The 25,413-nt window shown below is 56.3% G+C and carries 23 protein-coding genes; 12 read left to right on the top strand and 11 right to left on the bottom strand.

The genetic code is table 11. The annotated features are described in order from the left end of the window. From ftsQ to mutT, 7 genes are all read left to right on the top strand, one after another. The gene (ftsQ, locus tag HFD97_RS15070) at positions 1 to 840 is read left to right on the top strand and encodes a cell division protein FtsQ (RefSeq protein WP_009092131.1); all 840 of its coding nucleotides are present in this window, start codon (positions 1 to 3) and stop codon (positions 838 to 840) included. Continuing rightward, complete coding sequence (gene ftsA / locus HFD97_RS15065; RefSeq protein WP_009092129.1) at positions 837 to 2,093, top strand: cell division protein FtsA; 1,257 nt, start codon at positions 837 to 839, stop codon at positions 2,091 to 2,093. The genes ftsQ and ftsA overlap by 4 nt, the downstream gene beginning before the upstream one ends. Before the next feature lie 71 nt (positions 2,094 to 2,164). Continuing rightward, positions 2,165 to 3,319 carry a cell division protein FtsZ gene (gene ftsZ, locus HFD97_RS15060; RefSeq protein ID WP_009092127.1) on the top strand — a complete coding sequence of 385 codons (1,155 nt, stop codon included), beginning with the start codon at positions 2,165 to 2,167 and terminating at the stop codon, positions 3,317 to 3,319. A gap of 101 nt (positions 3,320 to 3,420) precedes the next feature. Next, positions 3,421 to 4,338, top strand: a complete 918-nt coding sequence (gene lpxC / locus HFD97_RS15055; RefSeq protein WP_167432188.1) for a UDP-3-O-acyl-N-acetylglucosamine deacetylase — start codon at positions 3,421 to 3,423, stop codon at positions 4,336 to 4,338. 299 nt (positions 4,339 to 4,637) lie between these two features. Continuing rightward, positions 4,638 to 5,144, top strand: a complete 507-nt coding sequence (gene secM / locus HFD97_RS15050; RefSeq protein WP_223812705.1) for a secA translation cis-regulator SecM — start codon at positions 4,638 to 4,640, stop codon at positions 5,142 to 5,144. Positions 5,145 to 5,218: 74 nt separating this feature from the next. Beyond that, the gene (gene secA, locus HFD97_RS15045) at positions 5,219 to 7,921 is read left to right on the top strand and encodes a preprotein translocase subunit SecA (protein ID WP_009092121.1); all 2,703 of its coding nucleotides are present in this window, start codon (positions 5,219 to 5,221) and stop codon (positions 7,919 to 7,921) included. Between the two features lie 141 nt (positions 7,922 to 8,062). Then, entirely contained in the window at positions 8,063 to 8,458 is a 396-nt protein-coding gene (mutT, locus tag HFD97_RS15040) for an 8-oxo-dGTP diphosphatase MutT (RefSeq protein WP_167432187.1), read from the top strand. A 30-nt stretch (positions 8,459 to 8,488) separates the two neighbouring features. On the opposite strand, the gene yacG is transcribed toward mutT, so the two are convergent. From yacG to coaE, 3 genes are read right to left on the bottom strand one after another with little or no spacing between them, the layout of a single operon-like run. Then, positions 8,489 to 8,686 (bottom strand): DNA gyrase inhibitor YacG, encoded by a 198-nt coding sequence (yacG, locus tag HFD97_RS15035; protein ID WP_009092117.1) that lies wholly within the window; start codon positions 8,684 to 8,686, stop codon positions 8,489 to 8,491. Positions 8,687 to 8,694: 8 nt separating this feature from the next. Beyond that, positions 8,695 to 9,438, bottom strand: a complete 744-nt coding sequence (gene zapD, locus HFD97_RS15030) for a cell division protein ZapD (RefSeq protein ID WP_009092116.1) — start codon at positions 9,436 to 9,438, stop codon at positions 8,695 to 8,697. Positions 9,439 to 9,442: 4 nt separating this feature from the next. Further along, on the bottom strand, positions 9,443 to 10,051 hold the full coding sequence (gene coaE, locus HFD97_RS15025) for a dephospho-CoA kinase (protein WP_167432186.1): 609 nt from the start codon (positions 10,049 to 10,051) through the stop codon (positions 9,443 to 9,445). A 234-nt stretch (positions 10,052 to 10,285) separates the two neighbouring features. On the opposite strand from coaE, the gene HFD97_RS15020 reads away from it, so the two are divergent. Continuing rightward, positions 10,286 to 11,326 (top strand): GMP reductase, encoded by a 1,041-nt coding sequence (locus tag HFD97_RS15020; RefSeq protein ID WP_167432185.1) that lies wholly within the window; start codon positions 10,286 to 10,288, stop codon positions 11,324 to 11,326. Between the two features lie 25 nt (positions 11,327 to 11,351). Here the strand turns inward: HFD97_RS15020 and hofC are convergent, their stop codons facing one another. The 4 genes from hofC to nadC all read right to left on the bottom strand — a co-directional run bounded on the left by hofC (position 11,352) and on the right by nadC (position 15,484). Continuing rightward, positions 11,352 to 12,551, bottom strand: coding sequence for a protein transport protein HofC (gene hofC, locus HFD97_RS15015; RefSeq protein WP_167432184.1), 1,200 nt, complete (start codon positions 12,549 to 12,551; stop codon positions 11,352 to 11,354). Beyond that, complete coding sequence (gspE, locus tag HFD97_RS15010; protein WP_150028628.1) at positions 12,544 to 13,929, bottom strand: type II secretion system protein GspE; 1,386 nt, start codon at positions 13,927 to 13,929, stop codon at positions 12,544 to 12,546. Before gspE ends, hofC begins: the two co-directional genes overlap by 8 nt. Further along, on the bottom strand, positions 13,916 to 14,371 hold the full coding sequence (gene ppdD / locus HFD97_RS15005; RefSeq protein ID WP_009092106.1) for a prepilin peptidase-dependent pilin: 456 nt from the start codon (positions 14,369 to 14,371) through the stop codon (positions 13,916 to 13,918). Before ppdD ends, gspE begins: the two co-directional genes overlap by 14 nt. Positions 14,372 to 14,587: 216 nt before the next feature. After that, positions 14,588 to 15,484, bottom strand: a complete 897-nt coding sequence (nadC, locus tag HFD97_RS15000) for a carboxylating nicotinate-nucleotide diphosphorylase (protein ID WP_167432183.1) — start codon at positions 15,482 to 15,484, stop codon at positions 14,588 to 14,590. A 196-nt stretch (positions 15,485 to 15,680) separates the two neighbouring features. On the opposite strand from nadC, the gene ampD reads away from it, so the two are divergent. Together ampD and ampE are read left to right on the top strand one after the other, a co-directional pair. Then, complete coding sequence (ampD, locus tag HFD97_RS14995; protein WP_009092102.1) at positions 15,681 to 16,232, top strand: 1,6-anhydro-N-acetylmuramyl-L-alanine amidase AmpD; 552 nt, start codon at positions 15,681 to 15,683, stop codon at positions 16,230 to 16,232. Positions 16,233 to 16,248: 16 nt separating this feature from the next. Beyond that, entirely contained in the window at positions 16,249 to 17,103 is an 855-nt protein-coding gene (gene ampE / locus HFD97_RS14990) for a beta-lactamase regulator AmpE (protein WP_140028863.1), read from the top strand. Here the strand turns inward: ampE and HFD97_RS14985 are convergent. The 4 genes from HFD97_RS14985 to aroP form a co-directional block, all read right to left on the bottom strand. Further along, positions 17,085 to 18,044 carry a family 43 glycosylhydrolase gene (locus tag HFD97_RS14985; protein WP_009092100.1) on the bottom strand — a complete coding sequence of 320 codons (960 nt, stop codon included), beginning with the start codon at positions 18,042 to 18,044 and terminating at the stop codon, positions 17,085 to 17,087. The genes ampE and HFD97_RS14985 overlap by 19 nt on opposite strands. Continuing rightward, positions 18,041 to 19,453: a glycoside-pentoside-hexuronide (GPH):cation symporter gene (locus tag HFD97_RS14980; protein ID WP_167432182.1), complete on the bottom strand. Its 1,413-nt coding sequence runs from the start codon at positions 19,451 to 19,453 to the stop codon at positions 18,041 to 18,043. The genes HFD97_RS14985 and HFD97_RS14980 overlap by 4 nt, the downstream gene beginning before the upstream one ends. 175 nt (positions 19,454 to 19,628) lie before the next feature. Continuing rightward, positions 19,629 to 19,874 (bottom strand): hypothetical protein, encoded by a 246-nt coding sequence (locus HFD97_RS14975; RefSeq protein ID WP_009092098.1) that lies wholly within the window; start codon positions 19,872 to 19,874, stop codon positions 19,629 to 19,631. 124 nt (positions 19,875 to 19,998) lie between these two features. Continuing rightward, complete coding sequence (aroP, locus tag HFD97_RS14970) at positions 19,999 to 21,354, bottom strand: aromatic amino acid transporter AroP (protein ID WP_167432181.1); 1,356 nt, start codon at positions 21,352 to 21,354, stop codon at positions 19,999 to 20,001. Between the two features lie 515 nt (positions 21,355 to 21,869). Between aroP and pdhR the strand changes: the two genes are divergently transcribed. Continuing rightward, positions 21,870 to 22,634 carry a pyruvate dehydrogenase complex transcriptional repressor PdhR gene (pdhR, locus tag HFD97_RS14965; RefSeq protein WP_009092096.1) on the top strand — a complete coding sequence of 255 codons (765 nt, stop codon included), beginning with the start codon at positions 21,870 to 21,872 and terminating at the stop codon, positions 22,632 to 22,634. 103 nt (positions 22,635 to 22,737) lie between these two features. Further along, complete coding sequence (gene aceE / locus HFD97_RS14960; protein WP_111208293.1) at positions 22,738 to 25,404, top strand: pyruvate dehydrogenase (acetyl-transferring), homodimeric type; 2,667 nt, start codon at positions 22,738 to 22,740, stop codon at positions 25,402 to 25,404. Positions 25,405 to 25,413 lie beyond the last annotated feature (9 nt).

Genomic DNA, 25,413 nt, shown 5'->3' with positions numbered 1-25,413 from the left:
ATGTCACAGGCGGCGATGAGAGTTCGAAACCGTGAACCGCAGGAGCGTACTCGCACCGGGCGCAGTAACGGAGCCCGACTGTTCGGTATTGTTTTCCTGCTGATCGTCATCGGGATTATGATTTCCGGCGGGCTGGTGGTGCTGAAGTGGATGAATGATGCGTCCCGGTTGCCGTTATCCAGACTGGTGGTAACGGGGCAGACGCACTACACCACGCACGATGATATCCGCCAGGCGATCCTGTCGCTTGGCCCACCGGGCACCTTTATGTCGCAGAATGTCGACATCCTGCAGCAGCAGATCGAGCGGCTGCCGTGGATCAAGCAGGTCAGCGTGCGTAAACAGTGGCCGGACGAGCTGAAAATTCATCTGGTGGAGTACACGCCAGTGGCGCGCTGGAACGATGTGCATATGGTGGATGCTGATGGGGTTTCCTTCAGTGTGCCTGCCAGCCACATTGGTAAAGAGACGTTGCCAATGCTGTATGGACCTGAAGGGAGTGAAAAAGAGGTCCTGGCGGGCTATCACAGCATGGATGATGTGCTGAAAGCCCGGAAGTTTACTCTGAAGGTGGCGTCGATGACGGCCCGGCGTTCATGGCAGCTGGTCACCAGCGATGATGTTCGTATCGAGCTGGGCCGCAGCGACACCATGAAACGACTGAATCGCTTTATTGAGCTCTACCCGGTGCTGGAACAGCAAGGTCAGAACGAGAGCAAACGTATCAGCTACGTGGATTTGCGATACGACTCGGGCGCTTCTGTTGGCTGGACACCGGTTGTGATGGAGCCACAGGACAGTAATCAGCAACAGAACCAGGCACAGGCTAAACAACAATGATCAAGGCAACGGACAGAAAACTGGTAGTTGGACTCGAAATCGGCACTGCGAAGGTCGCCGCCCTGGTTGGGGAAATTCTGCCCGATGGTATGGTCAACATTATTGGGGTGGGCAGCTGTCCCTCCCGCGGTATGGATAAAGGTGGTGTAAACGACCTTGAGTCGGTGGTGAAATGCGTTCAGCGTGCCATCGACCAGGCTGAGCTGATGGCAGATTGCCAGATCTCCTCTGTCTACCTTGCTTTATCGGGCAAACATATCAGTTGTCAGAACGAAATCGGGATGGTTCCGATTTCGGAAGAGGAAGTGACTCAGGATGATGTGGAGAACGTCGTGCATACCGCCAAATCGGTGCGTGTGCGTGATGAGCATCGCATCCTGCACGTGATTCCTCAGGAATATGCCATCGACTATCAGGAAGGGATTAAGAACCCGGTCGGCCTTTCCGGCGTGCGTATGCAGGCGAAAGTGCACCTGATCACCTGTCACAACGACATGGCGAAGAACATCGTGAAAGCCGTTGAGCGGTGCGGGCTGAAAGTCGATCAGCTGATTTTTGCCGGTCTCGCCTCCAGTTTTGCCGTTTTAACGGAAGACGAACGTGAGCTGGGCGTGTGTGTTGTCGACATTGGTGGCGGTACAATGGACATTGCCGTATATACCGGCGGCGCTTTACGGCACACTAAGGTTATTCCGTATGCGGGCAACGTCGTCACCAGCGATATCGCCTATGCGTTTGGCACACCGCCAACCGATGCGGAGGCGATTAAAGTGCGCCATGGCTGTGCGCTGGGATCGATTGTCGGCAAAGATGAGAACGTTGAAGTGCCAAGCGTGGGTGGACGTCCACCGCGCAGCCTGCAGCGTCAGACGCTGGCAGAGGTGATTGAGCCGCGTTATACCGAACTTTTGAATCTGGTCAACGACGAGATTCTGCAGTTACAGGAACAACTGCGTCAGCAGGGCGTGAAGCACCACTTAGCCGCAGGCATTGTCCTGACCGGTGGCGCCGCGCAAATTGAAGGACTGGCGGCCTGTGCGCAACGCGTATTCCATACGCAGGTGCGTATCGGACAGCCGCTGAATATTACTGGCCTGACTGATTATGCGCAGGAATCGTACTACTCCACCGCGGTGGGACTGCTGCACTATGGCAAAGAGTCGCACATGAACGGTGATGCAGAGACCGAAAAGCGTGTCTCAGTAGGTAACTGGTTCAAGCGTTTTAACAGTTGGTTAAAAAAAGAGTTTTAATTTTTGTGAAAGGAGATCATGCTGTTTTCTTTAGTGATCTCCAGGCGACAGGCACATAACGGAGAGAAATCATGTTTGAACCTATGGAATTAACCAACGACGCGGTGATTAAAGTCATCGGCGTCGGTGGCGGCGGCGGTAACGCCGTAGAGCACATGGTACGCGAGCGTATCGAAGGTGTGGAATTCTTTGCTGTGAATACCGACGCTCAGGCGCTGCGTAAAACAGCGGTCGGCCAGACGATCCAGATCGGTAATAACATTACCAAAGGTCTGGGTGCGGGTGCGAACCCGGAAGTGGGCCGTAACTCTGCAGAAGAAGATCGCGAAGCACTGCGTTCTGCGCTGGAAGGGGCAGACATGGTGTTCATCGCAGCCGGCATGGGCGGCGGTACCGGTACCGGTGCAGCGCCTGTCGTGGCTGAAGTGGCAAAGGATTTAGGCATACTGACGGTGGCCGTGGTCACCAAGCCGTTCAACTTCGAAGGCAAAAAACGCATGGCGTTTGCCGAGCAGGGGATCGCTGAACTCTCTAAGCATGTCGATTCACTGATCACCATTCCTAACGACAAGCTGCTGAAAGTGCTGGGTCGCGGAATCTCCCTGCTGGATGCGTTTGGCGCAGCCAACGACGTGCTGAAAGGTGCAGTCCAGGGTATTGCCGAGCTGATCACCCGTCCGGGCCTGATGAACGTCGACTTTGCTGACGTGCGTACCGTCATGTCTGAAATGGGTTATGCGATGATGGGTTCAGGCGTGGCGTGCGGTGAAGATCGCGCGGAAGAAGCGGCTGAAATGGCGATCTCTAGCCCACTGCTGGAAGATATCGACCTGTCTGGTGCACGTGGCGTGCTGGTCAACATTACGGCAGGCTTCGATCTGCGTCTGGATGAGTTCGAAACCGTGGGTAACACCATCCGCGCCTTCGCCTCTGACAACGCAACCGTGGTTATCGGCACCTCGCTGGATCCGGAAATGAATGACGAACTGCGCGTCACCGTGGTGGCAACCGGTATCGGCATGGACAAGCGTCCGGAAATCACGCTGGTCACTAACAAGCCAGCCAGCCAGCCTGTGATGGATCACCGCTATCAGCAGCACGGTATGTCACCGCTGCCGCAGGAGCAGAAACCCGCTGCTAAAGTGGTTAACGACCAGGCTGCGCAGTCGAACAAAGAGCCCGACTATCTTGATATTCCGGCCTTTTTACGCAAGCAGGCCGATTAGGATTAACCCTATAATTGGGGTTCTCCGCTCTTTGTGCTAAAGTGTCTGCCCGCTGGTAAAGTATACTGGCGGTCGGAAAGGTAATATTGCGAGATAATGCGATGATCAAACAAAGGACATTAAAACGTATTGTTCAGGCGACGGGTGTCGGTTTGCATACCGGCAAAAAAGTCACCCTGACATTACGCCCTGCGTCGGCTAACACCGGGGTCATCTATCGTCGCACCGACTTGAATCCACCGGTAGATTTTCCGGCTGATGCAAAATACGTGCGCGACACCATGCTGAGTACCTGCCTGGTGAATGATGACGGCGTGCGTATTTCAACGGTCGAACACCTCAATGCCGCCCTGGCCGGTCTGGGTATCGATAACATTATTGTTGAAGTCGATGCTCCGGAAATCCCGATCATGGATGGCAGCGCAGCACCGTTTATCTATCTGCTGATGGATGCGGGTATCGAGCAGCTCAACAGCGCGAAGAAATTTGTGCGCGTTAAGCAGACCGTGTGTGTGGAAGAGGGTGATAAATGGGCCGAGATCAAACCGTACAACGGTTTCTCGCTTGATTTCACCATCGACTTCAAACACCCGGCTATCGATTCCAGCTCACAGCGTTATGCGATGAACTTCTCTGCTGATGCCTTTGTTCGTCAGATCAGCCGGGCGCGTACATTTGGCTTTATGCGTGAAATCGAATATCTGCAGTCTAAAGGCCTGTGCCTGGGCGGTAGCTTAGATTGTGCGATAGGTCTGGATGATTTCCGCGTACTGAATGAAGAAGGCCTGCGTTTTGAAGACGAGTTTGTCCGTCACAAAATGCTGGACGCTATCGGCGACCTGTTTATGTGTGGTCACAACATCATTGGTGCATTTACTGCATTCAAATCAGGCCACGCACTGAATAACAAGCTGCTGCAAGCGGTTCTGGCTAAGCAGGAAGCCTGGGAATGGGCAACCTTCGAAGACGAAGCTGAACTGCCGCTGGCATTCAAAGCACCGAATCTGGTTCTGGCTTAATTACCCCGGAACGCGAAACGGCTGGTTATGCTGACACCCTCTCCGGTCAGCGGCGCCAGCCGTTTTTTATTGCCCCCATCTTCTCCATCGCAATAGTGTGACCTCTCTCGTAACACCTTGTCTGTTCTGCTGAATTGCTGAACAATCGCTCGCCTTTTCTCACACCGCCACTTTAATCTCAGGTGTGGATGCCCCACATTAATGATACTATCTGTGGCGCTTTTACAGGCCGAAATCCGTTGCAGCATGCGGCGGTTGAACGAAAACAAAGGCGCAGGAGCATGCGCAATGGAAAGGGTGTGATCGGGATTCTTCAGCGCTGGCGACAATTGGGTAGACGCTATTTCTGGCCCCATCTCCTGTTAGGGATGGTCGCGGCCAGCTTTGGCCTGCCAGCCTGTGCGCAAAACTCAGAACTCAGCACCTCTTCAGAATCTCCGGCCAGCAGCCTTTTTCTGGGCAGTGCCGCACGTTTTGACCACCTGATACGGCTTCAGGAAGCGTCCCGCCGTCCCAGCTTCAGCGTGGATTACTGGCATCAGCACGCCATCCGTACGGTTATCCGTCATCTTTCGTTCACGCTGGCGCCACAGGCCCAGGCGGAGCCACAGATTTTACCGCTGGCGGCACAAAAGCTGGCGCTGATTGATTCACTGCATAACTTACTGACGTCTCATTCTGCGCGGCATACCGCCCCGCAGCTGATGACGGCACCCCCGCTTTTCACCGCCGTAACCCGCTCATGGGTTGAGTGGCATGCCAGCGTGCATGGCATTCGCGCCGGACCTGCCCGATTGTTCTGCTAATATTTTTGGTTTTATTCACTCTGTTAAGATTTCGCAGTCCGGCAAGCGCCGGCTGAATTGAGAAACTATTGATTATGTTAAGCAAAATATTGACCAAGGTTTTTGGCAGCAGCAACGATCGTACGCTGCGCCGCATGCGCAAAGTGGTAGATGTCATCAACAAGATGGAGCCTGATTTCGAGAAGCTCTCTGATGATGAACTGAAAGCCAAAACGGACGAGTTCCGCGAGCGCCTGAAAAAAGGCGAATCGCTGGAGAGCCTGATTCCTGAAGCCTTTGCGACGGTGCGTGAAGCCAGTAAACGTGTGTTTGGCATGCGTCACTTCGACGTTCAGCTGATCGGCGGCATGGTGCTGAACGACCGCTGCATCGCTGAGATGCGCACCGGTGAAGGTAAAACCCTGACCGCGACCCTGCCAGCCTACCTGAACGCACTCTCCGGCAAGGGCGTTCACGTGGTGACCGTCAACGACTATCTGGCTCAGCGCGATGCGGAAAACAACCGTCCCCTGTTCGAGTTCCTTGGCCTGAGCATTGGTATCAACATGTCGGGCCTGCCTGCGGTAGCGAAGCGCGAAGCCTACGCTGCAGACATCACCTACGGCACCAACAACGAGTATGGCTTCGACTACCTGCGCGACAATATGGCTTTCAGCCCGGAAGAGCGCGTACAGCGTAAACTGCACTATGCACTGGTGGATGAGGTCGACTCCATCCTGATCGATGAAGCGCGTACGCCGCTGATTATCTCCGGTCCGGCAGAAGACAGTTCTGACCTCTACACCAAAGTGAACAAAATCATCCCTCATCTGGTTCGTCAGGATAAGGAAGATAACGAAACTCATCAGGGTGAAGGTGACTTCTGGGTCGATGAGAAAGCGCGTCAGGCTCACATGTCCGAGCGCGGTCTGGTTAAGGTGGAAGAGCTGCTGGTCAGCCAGGGCATCATGGAAGCGGGTGAGTCACTCTATTCACCGACCAACATCATGCTGATGCATCACGTTACGGCGGCGCTGCGTGCTCATGCGCTCTTTACCCGCGACGTGGACTATATCGTCAAAGATGGCGAGGTCGTGATTGTTGATGAACACACCGGCCGTACCATGCAGGGTCGTCGCTGGTCCGATGGTCTGCATCAGGCGATTGAAGCGAAAGAAGGGGTAGAGATTCAGAACGAGAACCAGACGCTGGCCTCTATCACTTTCCAGAACTACTTCCGTATCTACGAGAAGCTGGCCGGTATGACCGGTACCGCAGACACTGAAGCGTTCGAATTCAGCTCCATCTATAAACTCGACACTATCGTGGTGCCGACCAACCGTCCGATGGTACGTAAAGATCTGGCTGACCTGGTCTACATGACCGAGAAAGAGAAGATCGACGCTATTATCGAAGATATCCGTGAGCGTACTGCTAACGGTCAGCCGGTGCTGGTGGGGACAATCTCGATTGAAAAATCGGAAGTGGTCTCTAACGAACTGACCCGTGCGGGTATTAAACACAACGTTCTGAACGCCAAGTTCCACGCCCGCGAAGCGGATATCGTGGCGCAGGCGGGTCAGCCGGGTGCGGTAACGATCGCCACCAACATGGCGGGTCGTGGTACAGACATTATGCTGGGCGGCAGCTGGCATGCCGATGTGGCGGCGCTGGAGAATCCGACCGAAGCGCAGATCGAAGAGATCAAAGCGGCCTGGAAGGTTCGTCACGATGCGGTTCTGGCATCAGGGGGTTTGCACATCGTCGGTACCGAGCGTCATGAGTCCCGCCGTATCGACAACCAGCTGCGTGGTCGTGCCGGTCGCCAGGGTGATGCCGGTTCCTCACGCTTCTACCTCTCAATGGAAGATGCGCTGATGCGTATTTTTGCCTCCGATCGCGTGTCGAATATGATGCGTAAACTGGGCATGAAGCCCGGCGAGGCGATTGAGCATCCATGGGTGACCAAAGCGATCGCCAATGCTCAGCGCAAAGTTGAAAGCCGTAACTTCGATATTCGTAAGCAGCTGCTGGAATATGATGATGTGGCAAACGATCAGCGTCGCGCTATCTACAGCCAGCGTAATGAGCTGCTGGATGTCTCTGATGTGAGCGAAACCATTAACAGCATTCGCCACGATGTCTACAAAGCGACCATCGATACCTACATTCCGCCGCAGTCACTGGAGGAGATGTGGGACGTGCCAGGGCTGGAAGAGCGTCTGCGCGCCGACTTCGATCTTAACCTGCCGATTGCGGAATGGCTGGATAAAGAGCCGGATCTGCACGAGGAAGTGCTGCGTGAGCGCATCATGACCCACGCGACCGAGAGCTATGCTGCCAAAGAAGAGATCGTCGGTGCCGAGATGATGCGTAACTTCGAAAAAGGCGTGATGCTCCAGACGCTGGATTCGCTGTGGAAAGAGCATCTGGCTGCGATGGACTATCTGCGTCAGGGTATCCATCTGCGTGGCTATGCGCAGAAAGATCCGAAGCAGGAGTACAAGCGCGAATCCTTCGCCATGTTCGCTGCGATGCTGGAATCACTGAAGTATGAAGTGATCAGTACCCTGAGCAAGGTTCAGGTGCGTATGCCTGAAGAGGTTGAAGCGATGGAGCAGCAGCGTCGTGAAGAAGCCGAGCGTCTGGCGCAGCAGCAGCAGCTGAGCCACGTAGAAGAGGATGCGCTGGCAGAACCGGCGGCAGAGCAGAGCGGTGAACGTAAAGTCGGCCGCAACGATCCCTGCCCATGTGGTTCCGGTAAGAAATACAAGCAGTGTCATGGCCGTATCGCCTGATACGCAATGCTGATGAAAAAGGAGCCGCTGGCTCCTTTTTTATGCCCGCGGCCCATCTCGCCAGAGCAGACGTAAAGCGGTTAACTTCCGCTATAGCATGTTTTAAAATCAGCCCTCACTCATTACGACCGGACAGTTTCCATGAAGCACCTGCAGGTTGCGGTTGGCATCATTCGCAATGCCAGTAAACAAATTTTCCTTGCCCAGCGCGCGTCAACGTCTTACATGGCGAACAAATGGGAGTTTCCCGGCGGTAAGATTGAAGCGGGCGAAAGCGCGGAGGAGGGGCTCGTCAGAGAACTCCACGAAGAAACCGGTATTGAAGTGACCGATGCGCGCCCGATTGGTCATGCCGACCACATCTATGACGATCTGCGCGTGACGCTGCATTTCTTTCTGGTCGAAGGCTGGAAGGGAGAGCCGTGGGGTAAAGAGGGGCAGCCGCAGCGCTGGGTTGATCAGCAGGCGCTGGTCGCCGACGAATTTCCGGCCGCGAATCATCAGCTGATTGCGCGTCTGGTCGCCGGCGAGCTCTGAGCGGATGGGGCAGTGCGCCCCATCCTTCTGTCAGCGATCTTCTTCGCTCCAGTTTTCACTGTCGTTCATATCATCGCTGCTGGGAATGCGTTTCTCTTCGGCAGCCCATTCCCCTAAATCGATAAGCTGACAGCGCTTACTGCAAAACGGCCGAAACGGGCTGAGTTCGTCCCAGATCACCTCTTTGCCGCACTGCGGACAGGAGACGGTCATGACTTCTTGCTGCATAGTTACCTCTAACAACAGGCCAGCTGGAAGTTAAGACGGGCGGGCACTTCGCCGCGCTCGCTGTCCAGCGGCATAAAACGAATGGCGTAGCGGCTTTTGTGGCCGGACACCTGTGGGTAGAGCGCATCGTCCAGCGACAGCTGCAGTCGCAGCAGATCGGCATCCTCGGCATTATCCTGATAAAAGCCATTGAGGCTGGTCTGCGTATGGAACGAACCCGACTGGCGGATCAAATCCAGCACCATCGCCAGGGCATGATGGAGTGGCTCCAGGGTCTGCATCCAGGCTTCAACCTGCGCATCGCGGACTTCCTGTGGCAGATGCAGCCAGATGTGCAGACCCGGCAAATCAAAACTGCAGCAGCCGCCAGGAATGCTCAGACGCTGGCGAACCAGGGCAATGAGACGATCCTCGCGGAGTTGCTGCCCCATCCGTGGTGCATTCATCAACCGGGTTGACTGACTTTTGAGTTTATCGCTCAGGGCATCAACCCGCGTCATATCGACACCCGGCACATCCGCCCAGGCGCGTAATTTCTGCTGCTGACGCTCCAGCTCTTTCAGCAGCTCTGTGCGAATATCGCCCCGCTCGAAAATGTCGAGCAACTCGCCAGTGAGGCGGAAAAAGGTCAGTGCATTGACGGTTTTATCCAGCGGGGTCGTTTCGTCTAACTGATTAATTAAAAACTCAACCCGTAGCCAGGTCCGCATTTTTTCATTCAGTGGGTGTTCAAACAGAACGGGTGTGCTCATGTTATTAATCCTGTTTCGTTGCCGCCAGCCGGAGGTAGCGCTGGTGAAGTCCGGCAACCTGTGGCAAGGCGTCATCGGGCTCGCCACTGTTATCAATAATATCGTCGGCACAGGCGAGGCGCTGCTGGCGCGTCGCCTGCGCGGAAAGAATACGTTGCGCCTGCTCCGGGGAGAGCCCATCGCGCTGTCGGGTACGGGCTAACTGCGTCTTCTCATCAACATCCACGACCAGCACCCGATCAGCCTGGTGCTGTAACTGATTTTCTACCAGTAGTGGCACCACCCAGAGCACATAAGGTGAGGCCGCCTGGGCGATCAGCTGTCGCGTCCGGGCGTTAATCAGCGGGTGCAGCAGCGCGTTTAACCAGCTTTTCTCTTCGGGCTGCTGAAAAATAATTTCGCGCAGGCGGGCACGGTCAAGCGTTCCCTGTCCGGTCACGATCGATGCGCCGAAGCGCGCCTCAATGGCCTGCAGAGCGGGAGTGCCCGGCTCGACAACTTCGCGTGCGATCAGGTCAGCATCAATAATTTCCACACCAAGCGCAGCAAAGGCTCCGGCTATCGTGCTTTTACCACTGCCGATTCCTCCTGTGAGCGCGACGGTATAGGACATGTTTCTCACCTGGCTTCTCATATGGACATAGGTTCAGGGTAATGATCTGAACAAAAAACGCAAAAATGAGCGACAGATCACACCAATAAAGCAGCAATAAATTTTACGGATTGTAGCGTAAATAAAGTGAAATTCGCAGTCTTGTCGCGTCGCCAGAGGCGCGTAATATAACGTCACTGGAACCGTGCTTATTTCGCGAACGGCGAGTTGTTGCCACCTACCAGGACACTGTTTATGCGTATTGAAGAAGATCTGAAACTGGGCTTTAAAGATGTCTTAATCCGGCCCAAACGCTCCACGCTGCAAAGCCGCTCGCAGGTCGAGCTGGAACGCAGCTTCACCTTCCGCCACTCTCGCCTGAGCTGGAGCGGCGTCCCGATTATCGCGGCTAACATGGATACCGTCGGCACTTTTTTAATGGCTGAGGCGCTGGCCAGTTTTGATATCCTCACCGCCGTTCACAAGCACTACAGCGTGGAGGAGTGGCGGGCGTTTATTCAGCGCGTCTCCGCCACGGTTCTGAAGCATGTGATGGTGTCAACCGGCACCTCTGAAAACGATCTGAACAAGCTGGTCGCCATTATGGCGCTGTCCGACGATCTGCAGTTTATCTGCATCGACGTGGCCAACGGTTACTCGCAGCATTTTGTTGATTTTCTGCAGCGCGCTCGTGAGATGTTTCCCGCGAAAACCATCTGTGCCGGTAATGTGGTGACAGGGGAGATGGTGGAAGAGCTGATTCTGTCGGGTGCGGATATCGTTAAGGTTGGCATCGGTCCGGGATCGGTCTGCACGACCCGGGTGAAAACCGGCGTGGGCTATCCGCAGCTCTCTGCCGTCATTGAATGTGCCGATGCGGCCCATGGCTTAAGTGGACAGATTGTCAGTGATGGCGGCTGTTCGGTGCCAGGCGATATTGCGAAAGCTTTTGGTGGCGGAGCGGACTTTGTGATGCTGGGAGGCATGCTGGCGGCACACGATGAGTGTGAAGGGCAGGTCGTCGAAGAAAATGGCGAAAGCTTCATGCTGTTTTACGGCATGAGTTCTGAATCGGCGATGAAACGTCATGTCGGCGGTGTCGCCCAGTATCGGGCCGCCGAAGGTAAAACGGTGAAGCTGCCATTACGTGGCCCGGTGGCTGATACTGCACGGGATATTCTGGGAGGTTTGCGGTCCGCCTGCACCTACGTCGGGGCTGAGCGTCTGAAAGAGCTGACCAAGCGCACGACCTTCATCCGGGTCAATGAGCAGGAAAACCGCGTATTCAACCGGTAATTGTCCGGGGCGCATCCGGCGCCCCTTAATGCATCGCATCACCCAGACCGAATACGGGCAGATACATCGCTACCACCAGCGAGCCGACGATAGCGCCAATGACCATCATCATTACCGGCTCCAGCGATGCCGCCAGGGTATCAGCACGTTTGCGGGTCTCTGCCTCGTGCCACTCCGCCAGACGCGCCAGCATCACATCCAGTGCCCCCGCCTCTTCGCCCACCCGAATCAGCTGACCACATAACGGCGTGAACAGCGAGTGATGCATCAATGCCTGATGCAGGGGATGACCCTGAGCAATGTGTTGCTGGAGGGCGGCCATGGCCTCCCGCCAGAGCAGGGCAGAGAGCGTCACTTCTGCGGCGGCCAGTCCCTGTAACAGGGTCAACCCGGCACGCTGCGTCAGCGTCAGGATGGTGTAGATCTGCGTCAGCTGCATCCCCCGCCATAATCCGGCAAGCAGGGGGAGGCGCAGCAACAGCGCCTGTTCGCGGCGCTGCCAGTCCGCAGAGCGCCGTCGCAGCGGAAACACAATCGCCAGTATCAGCGTTACGCCGAAAGCGAGGACGCCTCCCCATGCCTGAAGCTGGGCTGATAGCTGCATCACCGCTGCCGTAAAGGCGGGCAGGGGCGCGTCAAAGGCGTCATAGACGGCAACGAACTCAGGCAGCACAAACAGCAGCATGCCGCAGGTGACAGCGAGAGCCACCAGCAGGATGAACAGCGGATAACGCAACGCTTTCACCACCTGCTGACCTAACTGCTGTTGCCGGATCTGCTGACGGGCCAGCTCCTCGCAGCAGACATCGAGCTGACCGGTCAGTTCACCCACCTCCATCAGTGCCGGATAGAGCGCCGGAAAAATCTGCGGCCATTCACGTAACGCCTGAGAAAAAGGGGTGCCGCTGAGCACCCGATAATGCAGGGCGAGCAGCAATGCCCGCCAGCCTGCATGCGGATGCCCCTCTGCCAGCAACGCCAGACTCTCTGCCAGCGGCAGACCGGCTTTGAGCAGGGTGGCCAGCTGGCGTATCAGATCGCTCTTCTGCTGCCACTTCCATTCCGACTGACGCCAGCCCTTTTCCCGCTTCCAGCTCACGGGCAGCAGGTCGCGCTGCGCCAGCACCCGCAGCAGGGTTTCACTGTCAACCGCCAGCAGCTGACCACTGCGCAACTGCCCCTTGCTATCTACCGCCTGCCAGCGGAACAGCGCTGCATCAGCCATCGTCCAGCCCGATGACCCGCTGCATCTCTTCCAGCGAGGTGTCGCCCCGGCTTACGGCTTCCAGACCGGAAACCAGCAGGGGGCGCAATCCCTGCTGTTTTGCCAGCGTGAGCAGATTCTCCAGCGGCATCTCAGCAGCAATGGCATTCTGTAGCCTGGCATTGATCGGCAGCAGTTCAAACAGCGCCAGCCGGCCAAAGTAGCCGGAGAAACAGTGATCGCAACCGGGCGCCCGCCAGGTTTGCAGCGTGCCGGGCCAGATTTCTGTGGGGTAGTGCGCCACCGCCTGGGCCGGCTGACGGCAATGGGGGCAGAGGCGCCGGACCAGGCGTTGAGCCACGATCAGCTTCAGCGCCGGGCCCAGCAGATAACCGGGGATGCCCATCTGCCGCAGCCGCGTCAGCGTCTCGGCGGTGGAGTTGGTGTGCAGAGTTGAAAGCACCAGATGGCCGGTCTGCGCTGCCTTCACTGCAATCTCTGCCGTTTCGGCATCGCGGATCTCTCCGACCATAATGACGTCCGGATCCTGTCTCAGTAACGCCCGCAGCACACGGTTAAAATCCAGCCCCTTGCGGTTATGGATCTGCGTCTGATTAATGCCGGACAGCGGGATCTCAATCGGATCTTCCACGCTGCACAGGTTTTTTTCCGGCCGGTTCAGGGCGCTGAGTCCACTGTAGAGGGTAAATGTCTTGCCGCTGCCGGTCGGCCCGGTGACCAGGATCAGCCCCTGCGGCTGGGCCAGCGCCGCCGTGAAGAGGCGCAGCTGCGCAGGGGGGAGGCCGAGCTTATCCAGTGACAGCGCCGCGCTTTCACTCTGCAACAGCCGGATGACCGCTTTTTCACCGCCATACACGGGTAACGTTGCCAGACGAAAGGAGGCTGACTGACCGGCGATCGCCAGACTGAACTGACCATCCTGGGGCAACCGGCGTTCGGCAATATCCAGTCCGCCGAGGATTTTCAGGCGCGCCAGCAGCGCCCCAGGCTGGGTCACAGGCAGGGAAGAGAGCGGGTGAAGGACACCGTCAATGCGCAGCCGCACCCGCATCCCCTCAGCGCCGGGTTCGATATGCACATCCGAGGCGCGACGTTCCAGCGCCTGACGCAGAATCAGCTCGGCGGCTTCAATCGCCGATTCAGCGGGTGTCTCTTCGCGCGCGACCCGCCCCGTGTCGGCATGCTGACGTTGATCCAGGCGGGCCTGAGGCCAGCATTCAATGTCAATCTGACACTGACTGGCAAAGTGAAGCGATTCAGAGAGGCCGGGCGGAACGCTCTCCGCCACGGCAACGCGTAACCGATCGGCATCATGCTGCAAAATCAGCGCGCGATAGCGCTGGCAGAGTGCTGTTATTGCGTCGTCAGGCGGATTCATCGCTGGCCCCTTTATCCGCAAAGCGGAACTGTTCCAGGCAATTGTCGCGCAGATTGTTGTTGCTGCTGGTGCAGCTGCGCTGCCAGCTGATGCTGCCATCCGTGGCATCATGAATCGGCACCATTTCAACGCTCAGGCCATTCAGACTCTCCTGGCCGGTCAGTGTAATCACCCCGTTAGTGACGCTCAGTGCCGAAACGTAGCGCGATCCTTTCGCAGCAGGGATACCAGCCTGTCCGGCCTGACACTGCGTCGGGCCGCCGCGCTCCATGGCACAGAGTTCGACGGCGGTTTTATAGGGCACCATCGTTTGCAGCATGTCGGTGAGCGCGGCGCGCTGCAGATAGTTTTGATAGGCGGGCAGGCCAATGGCACTCAGAATCGCCACAATGCCGACCACAATCATCAGTTCAACCAGCGTAAATCCACGTTGATAGTTCATTCCATCGTCTCCTGATTAAGAAGTCGACAGGGTAGAAAGCGGGGGCAGTGAAAAACAGTGGCGAGTTTTCAGGCTGGAAAGGATCACCGAAAGAATGTGCGTCGTTACAGCGCAGTAGCAATGGCGCTGTAAGCGAGGTCGCAAAACGTGTGGCCGCGCAGGCGGGTCAGCAGAATGCGCGGACAGAGGCAGCGGCACTGACCGTGCCGCTGCGGTTTACTTTTGCTGAAAACGCATCGAGAGATCCAGCGCCCGGACATGTTTGGTCAGTGCGCCAACCGAAACGTAGTCCACGCCGGTCAGGGCAATCTGCGGCAGGGTAGCTTCGGTAACGTTGCCGGAAACTTCCAGCAGCGTCCGCCCCTGATTCAGTTCGACGGCGGCCCGCATCTCCTCCAGGCTGAAGTTATCCAGCATGACAATGTCAGCGGCGGCCTCCAGCGCCTGGCGTAACTCCTCCAGCGATTCCACCTCAACTTCAACCGGCACGTCCGGCTGTAACCACTGCGCTCTTTCCACCGCCTGAGCAATCGACCCGCTGGCGATAATATGATTCTCTTTGATCAGATAGGCGTCAGAGAGGCCGAGCCGGTGATTGCTGCCGCCACCACAGAGCACGGCATATTTCAGCGCCGTCCGCAGGCCGGGCAGGGTTTTACGCGTGTCCAGCAGCTGGGTCTGGCTGCCTGCCAGCAGCGCAACATAGCGGCTGACTTCGGTCGCCACGCCGGAGAGCGTCTGCACAAAATTGAGCGCCGTCCGCTCGGCGGTCAGCAGCAGGCGGGCCGGGCCTTCAATTTCAAACAGCAGTTGGTCACCCTTGATCGGATCGCCATCACTGACGTGCCAGTTCAGGGTGGCGTGCGCGCCCAGCTGAATAAACACCTCTTCGACCCAGCGTTTACCACAGAAAACACCGGCTTCGCGGGTGATGACCTGCGCATGGGCCTGGGTATCGGCCGGTAACAGCTGTGCGGTGATATCGCGGTCGGCGTCGATCTCCCCACCGAGATCCTCCTTTAATGCCAGCGCAACGGCATCCGGGATGTCACTTTCAATGCGTTTAATCAGCGCCTGACGGCGGCTGTCGGGATCATAACCACGAGAAGACATAGGCTTACACTCCAGATAAGGGGATGTCTGAGGCGGTCACAATAGCCTGAACTGCCACGCGGTGCCAGCCATAAACCGTATTTTGTTTAGTATCCTTAACAAGGAATCAGATAATGTCACGCTGCCGACACACTAAGGGGCAAGAATCCTTTATTATTCATGCTATTCTCAGCCAGGCAGAACAAGGAAATCCGGTATGAAAATCAAACAGGGCTGGCTGACCGGTGTACGTCAGGTGCCCTCATTACATTGCAATGAACGACCTGACAATGAGGCGCCGTCGCTGCTGGTGATTCACAATATCAGCCTGCCGCCGGGAGAGTTTGGCGGACCGTGGATCGATAAGCTGTTCACCGGCACGCTTCCGCCGGATGCGCATCCCTATTTTGCCGATATTGCGGCACTGAAAGTGGCGGCACACTGCCTGATTCGCCGTGACGGCGAGATTGTGCAGTATGTCCCTTTTGATAAGCGCGCCTGGCATGCGGGGGTTTCGCAGTTTGAGGGCCGGGAAAACTGCAATGACTTCTCTATTGGCATCGAGCTGGAAGGAACTGACAGCGAGCCTTATACCGGGGCGCAATATCGGGCTTTGCAGCAGGTTACGCAATTGCTGCTGCAGCACTATCCGGTCACGCCTGCACGTATTACCGGGCATAGCGACATCGCTCCGGCGCGCAAAACCGATCCTGGTCCTGCTTTTGACTGGGAGTACTACAGAGAGCTGTTAACGCAGCAAAAATCCTGATTTTTGCGGGGTCAGTATGACGTTGTTTACCTTGTTGTTGGTTCTGGGCTGGGAGCGCCTGTTTAAACTGGGCGAGCACTGGCAGCTCGAACACCGGCTGGAGCCGATTTTTCGCCATCGCCGCCACTTCTCCATGTTGCGGACGCTGCTGATGACCGCGCTGGCGATGGCGCTGACGGCACTGGTGCTGGTGACGCTGAAAGGCGTGCTGTTTGGCGTGGTGCTATTGCTGTTCTGGATTGTGGTCGGGCTGCTCTGTATCGGGGCCGGTTCAGTGCGGCAGCACTACCATCACTATCTGAAGGCGGCCAGTCATGACGACGATGCGGCGCATCAGGCGATGGCGGCGGAGCTGACGCTGATTCATGGTGTGCCGGTGGAGTGCAGCGAACGCGAATTTCTGCGCGAGCTGCAGAATGCGCTGATCTGGATAAACTTCCGTTTCTATCTGGCACCGATGTTCTGGCTGGTGGTGGGTGGCCCCTGGGGACCAGTGCTGCTGGTGGGTTACGCCTTCCTGCGAGCCTGGCAGGGCTGGCTGGCAAAGCACGGCACACCGATGGCGCGGGCGCAATCGGGGGTCGACGGTATTCTGCATCTGCTCGACTGGATACCGGTCCGGCTGGCGGGGGTGGCTTACGCTCTGCTGGGCCACGGTGAAAAGGCGCTGCCCGCCTGGTTTGTCTCACTGACCGATCGTCACCGTTCTCAGTATCAGGTGCTGACCACCCTGGCGCAGTTCTCGCTGTCCCGCGATCCGCACACGGATAAAGTTGAAACGCCACGGGTGGCCGTGGCGCTGGCGAAACGGACCTCACTGGTGCTGGTGGTGGCCGTAGCGCTGCTGACGATTTATGGCACGCTGGTGTGATCGGCAGGGGGCACGCCAAAATCGGGCGTGCCATCGCTGCGCCAGCTGAAATATTTCAGTCGGGTATGGCGGTTCGGGTCCCATAACGGATCGCCCTCAATCTCCGTGTAGTTTCGTGCATGGTAGACCAGCACGTCCCGCCCCGACTCATCCTGCGTAAAACTGTTGTGCCCCGGCCCATACTGATGATTGTCCCAGCTGGAAACAAACACCGGCCGCGCCGATTTCTGCCATGCGGTCACATCGAGCGGGTCCGCCTCTGCGGCAATCGACAGCATGCCCAGGCAGTAATTCTCATCGGTGGCGCTGGCGGAGTAGGTAACAAACAGCCTGTCACCATGACGAATGACCGCCGGTCCTTCATTCACGCTAAATCCTGCACACTCCCACTCATATTCAGGCCGGCTCAGCATTACCGGCGTGCCTTTCAGCGTCCAGGGATTAAGCAGCTCCGCCAGATAGAGGTTGGAGTTACCGGGAATGGCGGGATCTTTCTGTGCCCAGAGATACCAGTTTTTACCCTGATGCACGAAGTGGGTGGCATCCAGTGAAAAGCTGTCAAGCTGGCTGAAGACGCGCCGGCAGGGCTGCCATTCGCCCTGCAGCGGGTCGCCGGCCTCGCACACCAGTGCGTACATCCGATGCTGGAATAACCCCTCTTTAATGTCGCGCGTCGGTGCCGCCGCGAAATAGATCACCCACAGCCCGTCGATATAGTGCAGCTCGGGTGCCCAGATGAGTTCGCTGCAGGGGCCGCTCTCCGGCTTGTGCCAGACCACTACCGGTTCTGCGCTGCGCAGGTCAGCCAGCGTGGTGGCGCGGCGAATCTCCAGCCGGTCATATTCCGGTACTGAGGCGACAAAATAGTAGTGCTGTTCATGGCGCAGAATAAACGGGTCAGCGCGCTGCTCAATAAAAGGATTCGGCCAGGTTGGGCTCATTTTACATCTCCGGTTGGCGTGGCAGCACGGTTGTGCAGATGAACAGTGTGTAAGTCGTGGAAGTTTTCGCGACGCAGCGCCAGATCCTGCTGGATGGTGAGCATCATTTTGCGGTCAACCTTCATCAGCCGTACTACGCCGGCGGTGATCAGGTAGCCGACGCCCGGAATAACGGTAAACAGCAGCATGATGCCGTTAATCGCCTCGGCTGACTGCTGTTTTGCGCCCGCGTTGTAGCCATACATTGAGAGCAGAAAACCGACCATCGCCCCCGCGACAGCCAGACCCACCTTGAGGAAAAAGAGGTTGCCGGAGAAGCTGATGCCGGTAATGCGTTTACCGGTTTTCCATTCGCCGTAGTCATCCACATCGGCCATCAGCGACCAGTGCAGGGGGGAGGGGATCTGATGCAGAATATTCAGCACAAAATAAGCCACCACGACCATCAGGGTGGCGTGCGGATCGATCCAGTAAAAGCCGCTGGAAAAAAGGGCCAGCGCGATATTGGTCCAGAAAAAGACTTTGAGTTTGCACCAGCGGTCGGTGAGCACTTTCGCCAGCGTGCTGCCCACCATCATGCCGATTACCCCCAGGCTGATAAACAAGGTGGCGAAGTGCGTTGACTGACCCATGACCCAGGTTACGTAGTACATGGTCGCCGCCATGCGAATGAAGCCGGGACAGACGTTGCAGAAGGTGAGCAGCAGGATCCGGACCCACTGGTCATTCTTCCAGACGTCACGCAGATCTTTTTTCAGGTCATCATTGCTGGGAACGGCAGGGCGGATGCGTTCACGCACCGTAGCAAAGCAGAAGAGAAACATCGCCAGGCCCAGGGTGGCCAGCACCGCCATCGCCATCTGATAGCCGCGCGCCTTATCCGCGCCGCCAAACCACTCCGCCATCGGCAGCAGTGACAGGGAGAGGGTCAGCGTGGCGATGCCCACCATAACAAAGCGGTAGGACTGGCAGGAGACGCGCTCGCCGGGATCGCTGGTAATCACGCCGCCCAGTGAACAGTAAGGAATATTAATGGCGGTGTAGGTCAGTGACATCAGGAAGTAGGTGACAAATGCCCAGATCACCTTGTTGTGATAGGTCCAGTCTGGCGTGGTGAACATCAGTACGCTGAACAGCACGTAGGGAACGGGGACCCACAGCAGCCAGGGACGAAAACGACCCCAGCGACTCTGGGTACGATCGGCAATCGCGCCCATAATCGGGTCGGTGACCGCATCCAGCACCCTGACCGAGAGCAGCAGCGTGCCCACCAGCGCCGGAGCCAGGCCGAACACGTCGGTATAGAAGTAGTTGAGGAACAGCATGATGGCACCGCCAATCATGTTGCATCCGGCATCGCCCATGCCATAACCCAGTTTTTCTTTGAATGTGAGTGCCGCGGGCTTCATTGTGCTTCTCCTGCAAACCATGAAGCTAATGATTATCAGCGCTTAAGTCATTCACGGCGTGGCAGTATTGAGTCACAGAGATGGACAAAACGGGCGGGCGCAAAAAAATGTGAACTGGCACGCAGGCGCGGGCCCGTTCACATCACATTAAGCGGGGCAGGGCGGCAGAGAATCGTTAAGCTGCGCTGTTATTCTGTCCTTCAACCAGGCCACCGAGCAGACTGCCAATCCAGCCACCAATGGTGCTGAAAAGCGTACTGGCCACCGAGGAGATCACGCCGTTGAGAAAGGGAATCGGTATCAGGGAACCCATCACGCTGCCCAAAAGCGAACCGGCCTGCTGGCCGACGGCGGTGGTGATATCCTGAATCAGGCCACATCCGCTGACGGCCATAATTTCTGAAGGTGCGAGTTCACGCATAGTTATTTTTTCCTTTATTGGGTGAGAAGCAGGAAAAAATTATCACTACCCGTCAGCAATAAAAATAGTAACAGAACGAAAGTGGCCGGTGCGCCTGAGCAGGCGCACCGGATAAGAGAAGGGATCAGACTTTCTGCGTCTGGTTCTTAATAAAGTAACCCAGCGCCAGAATCACCAGCCAGACCGGGATCAGCCAGACAGAGATGGCCATGCCCGGCGTGGTTGCCATCAGCACCAGAATTGCCGCCAGGAAGATCAGGCAAATCCAGTTACCGGCCGGATAGAGCAGCGCTTTGAAGCGGGTGGTCACGCCCTGCTGATCTTTCTTACGACGGAACTTAAGGTGCGCCAGGCTGATCATCGCCCAGTTGATGACCAATGCAGAGACCACCAGTGACATCAGCAGGCCGAACGCTTCACCGGGCATCAGGTAGTTGATCAGCACGCAGAGCGCCGTGGCGACCGCAGAAACCAGAATGGTTAAGACCGGAACGCCGCGACGGTCAACTTTCAGCAGCGATTTGGGCGCGTTGCCCTGCTGAGCCAGACCAAACAGCATACGGCTGTTGCAGTAAACGCAGCTGTTGTAGACCGACAGGGCGGCCGTCAGGATCACCACGTTCAGCGCATTCGCCACCATGGCATCGCCCAGCTCGTGGAAGATAAAGACAAACGGGCTGACTTCAGAGGTGACACGGCTCCACGGCATCAGTGACAGCAGCACCGCCAGTGAACCAATGTAGAAAATCAGGATGCGCCACAGCACCTGGTTGGTCGCTTTCGGGATGCTGACTTCCGGATTATCGGCTTCAGCGGCGGTGATCCCCACCAGCTCCAGCCCACCGAATGAGAACATGATGATCGCCATGACCGTCACCAGACCGCCAAGGCCGTGCGGGAAAAAGCCGCCCTGTTCCCAGAGGTTACGCACTGTCGCCTGCGGGCCGCCGTTGCCGCTGAAGAGCAGCCAGCCGCCGAACAGGATCATGCCAATGACCGCCACCACTTTAATAATGGCGAACCAGAACTCCATCTCACCAAAGACTTTCACGTTGGTCAGGTTGATGGCGTTAATCATGACGAAGAAGATGGCTGCCGAAGCCCAGGTCGGAAAGTCGGGCCACCAGAACTGAATATATTTGCCGACGGCAGTGAGCTCTGCCATGGCGACCAGCACGTAAAGTACCCAGTAGTTCCAGCCCGAGGCGAAGCCGGCAAAGTTGCCCCAGTATTTATAGGCGAAGTGGCTGAAGCTGCCGGCAACCGGCTCCTCAACGACCATCTCGCCCAGCTGGCGCATGATTAAAAAGGCAATAAAACCGGCAATGGCATAGCCCAGAATAACGGCCGGACCGGCGGATTCGATGACCGATGCGCTGCCCAGAAACAGGCCGGTTCCTACTGCTCCACCCAGCGCGATGAGCTGAATATGGCGGTTCTTAAGACCACGTTTCAGCGCCTCGCCTTGCTGTTGTTCCATACAAACCTCGTGATGTTTTTATTCTTCGTTCCCAGCGCGGTTCGCTGTAAGGAAGTAGTTACATTAACGTATTGATTATTTTACGGTATCTGGCGTGCTGAGTGCTGCCATGCGCTACCCTGGCGACAAGAATAGTGATAAGCGAATCGCTTTGCACCTGCTTTCGCCTTTCGTGCTGAGAGTTGACTGAAAAAACGCCGTCCCGGTCACGTCAGGCCAGAGAAATTTCTGCCATGAAATGCGGTTCATGACGAATAGCTTTCACTTATGGATGCCGCTGCGCTTCGGGGCTAAGCAGGTGTAAGGTTTGGTAAAAGTGAATTTATTTAACATTCAGCTCAACGGGAATTTTTCATTTTTTTAACCGCAAGTTAGCGTCAGGGCGGTCTTCAGAGGCAGGGGAATGTCACAGACACCATATAGACACAAGGTGAATACTTTGTTACTTTACCGCCACCTCTGTACAATTGGTATTACCAATTTACTCCGGACGACTGGCTTAATAAGAAGGGATGATGGCTTACAGTAAGATTCGCCAACCCAAGCTCTCAGATGCTATCGAGCAACAGCTCGAATCCCTGATTATGGAAGGGACACTGCGTCCGGGAGAGAAGCTGCTCCCTGAGCGCGAACTCGCCAAACAATTCGATGTCTCACGTCCGTCTCTCCGCGAAGCGATCCAGCGCTTAGAAGCGAAAGGATTGTTGCTGCGCCGTCAGGGCGGCGGAACATTCGTACAGGAGCATCTCTGGCAAAGCCTGAGTGATCCACTCGTTGAGCTTCTCGCAGACCATCCGGAATCACAGTTTGACCTGCTGGAAACGCGTCATGCCTTAGAGGGCATCGCCGCCTATTACGCAGCGCTGCGCGGCACAGAAGAAGATCTGCTGCGCATTCGCGACTGCCATGTGCACATCCAGCAGGCGCAGGACAGCGGCGATTTAGACGCCGAAGCGGACGCCGTGATGCAGTATCAGATCGCTGTCACAGAAGCGGCCCATAATGTGGTGCTTTTGCATTTGCTACGCTCAATGGGCCCTATGCTGGAACAAAACGTCCGTCAGAATTTCGAATTGCTCTACTCTCGCCGGGAAATGCTGGCAAAAGTGAGCGGTCACCGCGCCAGAATCTTTGAGGCGATTGTGGCCCGTGAGCCAGAAAAAGCGCGCGAGGCTTCACACCGTCACCTGGCGTTCATAGAGGAAATCTTGCTGGACAGAAGTCGGGAGCAGAGCCGTCGAGAACGCTCCCTGCGTCGTTTACAGCAACGTAAGGAATAACGTGCGACAAAGATCGTACGGACATGTGCGACGAGCCTGCCTGCTTGTGCTTTGACAGGCTCCCGATTATTCAACGTATTAGACACAGATAAGGAACACACCCATGTCAGAACGTTTACACAATGACGTGGATCCGATTGAAACTCGTGACTGGCTACAGGCGATCGAATCGGTCATCCGTGAAGAAGGTGTTGAACGTGCACAGTATCTGATCGATCAGGTACTGGGTGCAGCCCGCAAAGGCGGCGTGAACGTTGCTGCAGGATCGTCTGCTATCAGCAACTACATCAACTCTATTGCCGTTGAAGATGAACCCGACTATCCGGGCAACACCTCTCTTGAACGTCGTATCCGTTCCGCTATCCGCTGGAACGCCATCATGTCGGTGCTGCGCGCATCGAAGAAAGATCTGGAACTCGGCGGCCATATGTCCTCCTTCCAGTCTTCTGCGACCATTTATGAAGTGTGCTTCAACCACTTCTTCCGCGCGCGTAATGACAAAGATGGCGGCGATCTGGTCTATTTCCAGGGCCACATCTCTCCGGGCATCTATGCCCGTGCGTTCCTTGAAGGTCGCCTGACCGAAGAGCAGATGAACAACTTCCGTCAGGAAGTTGACGGTAAAGGTCTCTCTTCTTATCCGCACCCGAAATTAATGCCGGAGTTCTGGCAGTTCCCGACCGTTTCTATGGGTCTGGGTCCATTGTCAGCGATCTATCAGGCGAAGTTCCTGAAATATCTGGAACACCGTGGCCTGAAAGATACCTCTGCTCAGACCGTCTACGCCTTCCTGGGTGATGGTGAGATGGATGAGCCAGAATCCAAAGGTGCGATCACCATCGCGACCCGTGAAAAACTGGATAACCTGGTCTTCATCATCAACTGCAACCTGCAGCGTCTGGATGGCCCGGTCACCGGTAATGGCAAGATCATCAACGAGCTGGAAGGCATCTTTGCCGGTGCTGGCTGGGAAGTGATTAAAGTCATCTGGGGCGGTCGCTGGGATGAGCTGCTGCGCAAAGATACCAGCGGCAAGCTGATTCAGCTGATGAACGAAACTGTCGACGGCGACTACCAGACCTTTAAATCCCGTGATGGCGCCTATGTGCGTGAGCACTTCTTTGGCAAATATCCGGAAACCGCCGCGCTGGTTAAAGACATGTCCGATGATGAAATCTGGGCACTGAACCGTGGCGGCCACGATCCGAAGAAAATCTACGCGGCACTGAAAAAAGCGCAGGACACCAAAGGCAAGCCTGTGCTGATCCTGGCGCATACCATCAAAGGTTATGGTATGGGCGACACCGCGGAAGGCAAAAACATTGCTCACCAGGTGAAGAAGATGAACATGGATGGCGTGCGCTATATCCGTGATCGCTTCAACGTGCCGGTTGCTGACGATAAAATTGAAGAACTGCCGTACGTGACCTTCGAAAAAGGCTCAGAAGAGCACACTTACCTGCACGGTCAGCGTGAGAAGCTGGGTGGCTACCTGCCAACGCGTCAGCCGAAGTTCACCGAGAAGCTGGAAATGCCAGCGCTGGAAGAGTTCGGTGCGCTGCTGGAAGAGCAGAACAAAGAGATCTCCACCACCATCGCTTTCGTTCGTGCCCTGAACGTGATGCTGAAGAACAAGTCGATCAAAGATCGTCTGGTTCCGATCCTCGCGGATGAAGCGCGTACCTTCGGTATGGAAGGTCTGTTCCGTCAGATTGGTATCTACAGCCCGAACGGCCAGCAGTACACTCCGCAGGACCGTGAGCAGGTTGCTTACTACAAAGAAGATGAGAAAGGCCAGATTCTGCAGGAAGGGATCAATGAGCTGGGCGCAGGTTCATCCTGGCTGGCAGCGGCGACCTCTTACAGCACCAACAACCTGCCGATGATCCCGTTCTACATCTATTATTCGATGTTCGGCTTCCAGCGTATCGGCGATCTGATGTGGCTGGCGGGTGACCAGCAGGCGCGCGGCTTCCTGGTCGGCGGAACCTCCGGTCGTACCACGCTGAACGGCGAAGGCCTGCAGCATGAAGATGGCCACAGCCATATTCAGTCGCTGACCATCCCGAACTGTATCTCTTACGACCCGTCTTACGCCTATGAAGTGGCTGTCATCATGCATGATGGTCTGGTGCGTATGTATGGCGAAGCGCAGGAGAATATCTACTACTACATCACCACGCTGAACGAAAACTACCATATGCCAGCCATGCCGCAGGGTGCGGAAGAGGGTATCCGTAAGGGTATCTACAAGCTGGAAACGGTAGAAGGCAGCAAAGGCAAAGTGCAGCTGCTGGGCTCAGGTTCTATCCTGCGTCACGTACGTGAAGCGGCACAGATCCTGGCGAAAGATTACGGTATCGGCTCTGATGTCTACAGCGTCACCTCGTTCACCGAACTGGCGCGTGATGGCCAGGATTGTGAGCGCTGGAACATGCTGCATCCGACAGAAGAAGCACGCGTGCCTTACATCGCTCAGGTGATGAATGACGCGCCAGCGGTTGCCTCAACCGACTACATGAAACTGTTCGCTGAACAGGTTCGCAGCTATGTTCCAGCCAGCGATTACCGCGTGCTGGGTACCGATGGCTTTGGTCGCTCTGACAGCCGTGAGAATCTGCGTCATCACTTTGAAGTTGATGCATCTTATGTGGTGGTTGCTGCGCTGGGTGAGCTGGCTAAACGCGGCGAGATCGAGAAGAAAGTGGTGGCGGATGCCATTACCAAATTCAACATCGATGCCGATAAAGTTAACCCGCGTCTGGCTTAAGAGGTAAGA

Source organism: Pantoea sp. EKM103V (genome assembly GCF_011800365.1).
GTDB classification, from domain to species: Bacteria; Pseudomonadota; Gammaproteobacteria; order Enterobacterales; family Enterobacteriaceae; genus Pantoea; species Pantoea anthophila.
The sequence above is the reverse complement of the archived record's forward strand: the minus strand, read 5'-3'. Positions and strand labels throughout refer to the sequence as shown.

What these genes read in the sequence shown, in the direction of transcription:
- ftsQ (WP_009092131.1), top strand. Translation starts at nt 1, where the DNA reads ATGTCACAGGCGGCGATGAGAGTTCGAAACCGTGAACCGCAGGAGCGT.
- ftsA (WP_009092129.1), top strand. Translation starts at nt 837, where the DNA reads ATGATCAAGGCAACGGACAGAAAACTGGTAGTTGGACTCGAAATCGGC.
- ftsZ (WP_009092127.1), top strand. Translation starts at nt 2,165, where the DNA reads ATGTTTGAACCTATGGAATTAACCAACGACGCGGTGATTAAAGTCATC.
- lpxC (WP_167432188.1), top strand. Translation starts at nt 3,421, where the DNA reads ATGATCAAACAAAGGACATTAAAACGTATTGTTCAGGCGACGGGTGTC.
- secA (WP_009092121.1), top strand. Translation starts at nt 5,219, where the DNA reads ATGTTAAGCAAAATATTGACCAAGGTTTTTGGCAGCAGCAACGATCGT.
- mutT (WP_167432187.1), top strand. Translation starts at nt 8,063, where the DNA reads ATGAAGCACCTGCAGGTTGCGGTTGGCATCATTCGCAATGCCAGTAAA.
- yacG (WP_009092117.1), bottom strand. Translation starts at nt 8,686, where the DNA reads ATGCAGCAAGAAGTCATGACCGTCTCCTGTCCGCAGTGCGGCAAAGAG.
- zapD (WP_009092116.1), bottom strand. Translation starts at nt 9,438, where the DNA reads ATGAGCACACCCGTTCTGTTTGAACACCCACTGAATGAAAAAATGCGG.
- coaE (WP_167432186.1), bottom strand. Translation starts at nt 10,051, where the DNA reads ATGTCCTATACCGTCGCGCTCACAGGAGGAATCGGCAGTGGTAAAAGC.
- HFD97_RS15020 (WP_167432185.1), top strand. Translation starts at nt 10,286, where the DNA reads ATGCGTATTGAAGAAGATCTGAAACTGGGCTTTAAAGATGTCTTAATC.
- hofC (WP_167432184.1), bottom strand. Translation starts at nt 12,551, where the DNA reads ATGGCTGATGCAGCGCTGTTCCGCTGGCAGGCGGTAGATAGCAAGGGG.
- gspE (WP_150028628.1), bottom strand. Translation starts at nt 13,929, where the DNA reads ATGAATCCGCCTGACGACGCAATAACAGCACTCTGCCAGCGCTATCGC.
- ppdD (WP_009092106.1), bottom strand. Translation starts at nt 14,371, where the DNA reads ATGAACTATCAACGTGGATTTACGCTGGTTGAACTGATGATTGTGGTC.
- nadC (WP_167432183.1), bottom strand. Translation starts at nt 15,484, where the DNA reads ATGTCTTCTCGTGGTTATGATCCCGACAGCCGCCGTCAGGCGCTGATT.
- ampD (WP_009092102.1), top strand. Translation starts at nt 15,681, where the DNA reads ATGAAAATCAAACAGGGCTGGCTGACCGGTGTACGTCAGGTGCCCTCA.
- ampE (WP_140028863.1), top strand. Translation starts at nt 16,249, where the DNA reads ATGACGTTGTTTACCTTGTTGTTGGTTCTGGGCTGGGAGCGCCTGTTT.
- HFD97_RS14985 (WP_009092100.1), bottom strand. Translation starts at nt 18,044, where the DNA reads ATGAGCCCAACCTGGCCGAATCCTTTTATTGAGCAGCGCGCTGACCCG.
- HFD97_RS14980 (WP_167432182.1), bottom strand. Translation starts at nt 19,453, where the DNA reads ATGAAGCCCGCGGCACTCACATTCAAAGAAAAACTGGGTTATGGCATG.
- HFD97_RS14975 (WP_009092098.1), bottom strand. Translation starts at nt 19,874, where the DNA reads ATGCGTGAACTCGCACCTTCAGAAATTATGGCCGTCAGCGGATGTGGC.
- aroP (WP_167432181.1), bottom strand. Translation starts at nt 21,354, where the DNA reads ATGGAACAACAGCAAGGCGAGGCGCTGAAACGTGGTCTTAAGAACCGC.
- pdhR (WP_009092096.1), top strand. Translation starts at nt 21,870, where the DNA reads ATGGCTTACAGTAAGATTCGCCAACCCAAGCTCTCAGATGCTATCGAG.
- aceE (WP_111208293.1), top strand. Translation starts at nt 22,738, where the DNA reads ATGTCAGAACGTTTACACAATGACGTGGATCCGATTGAAACTCGTGAC.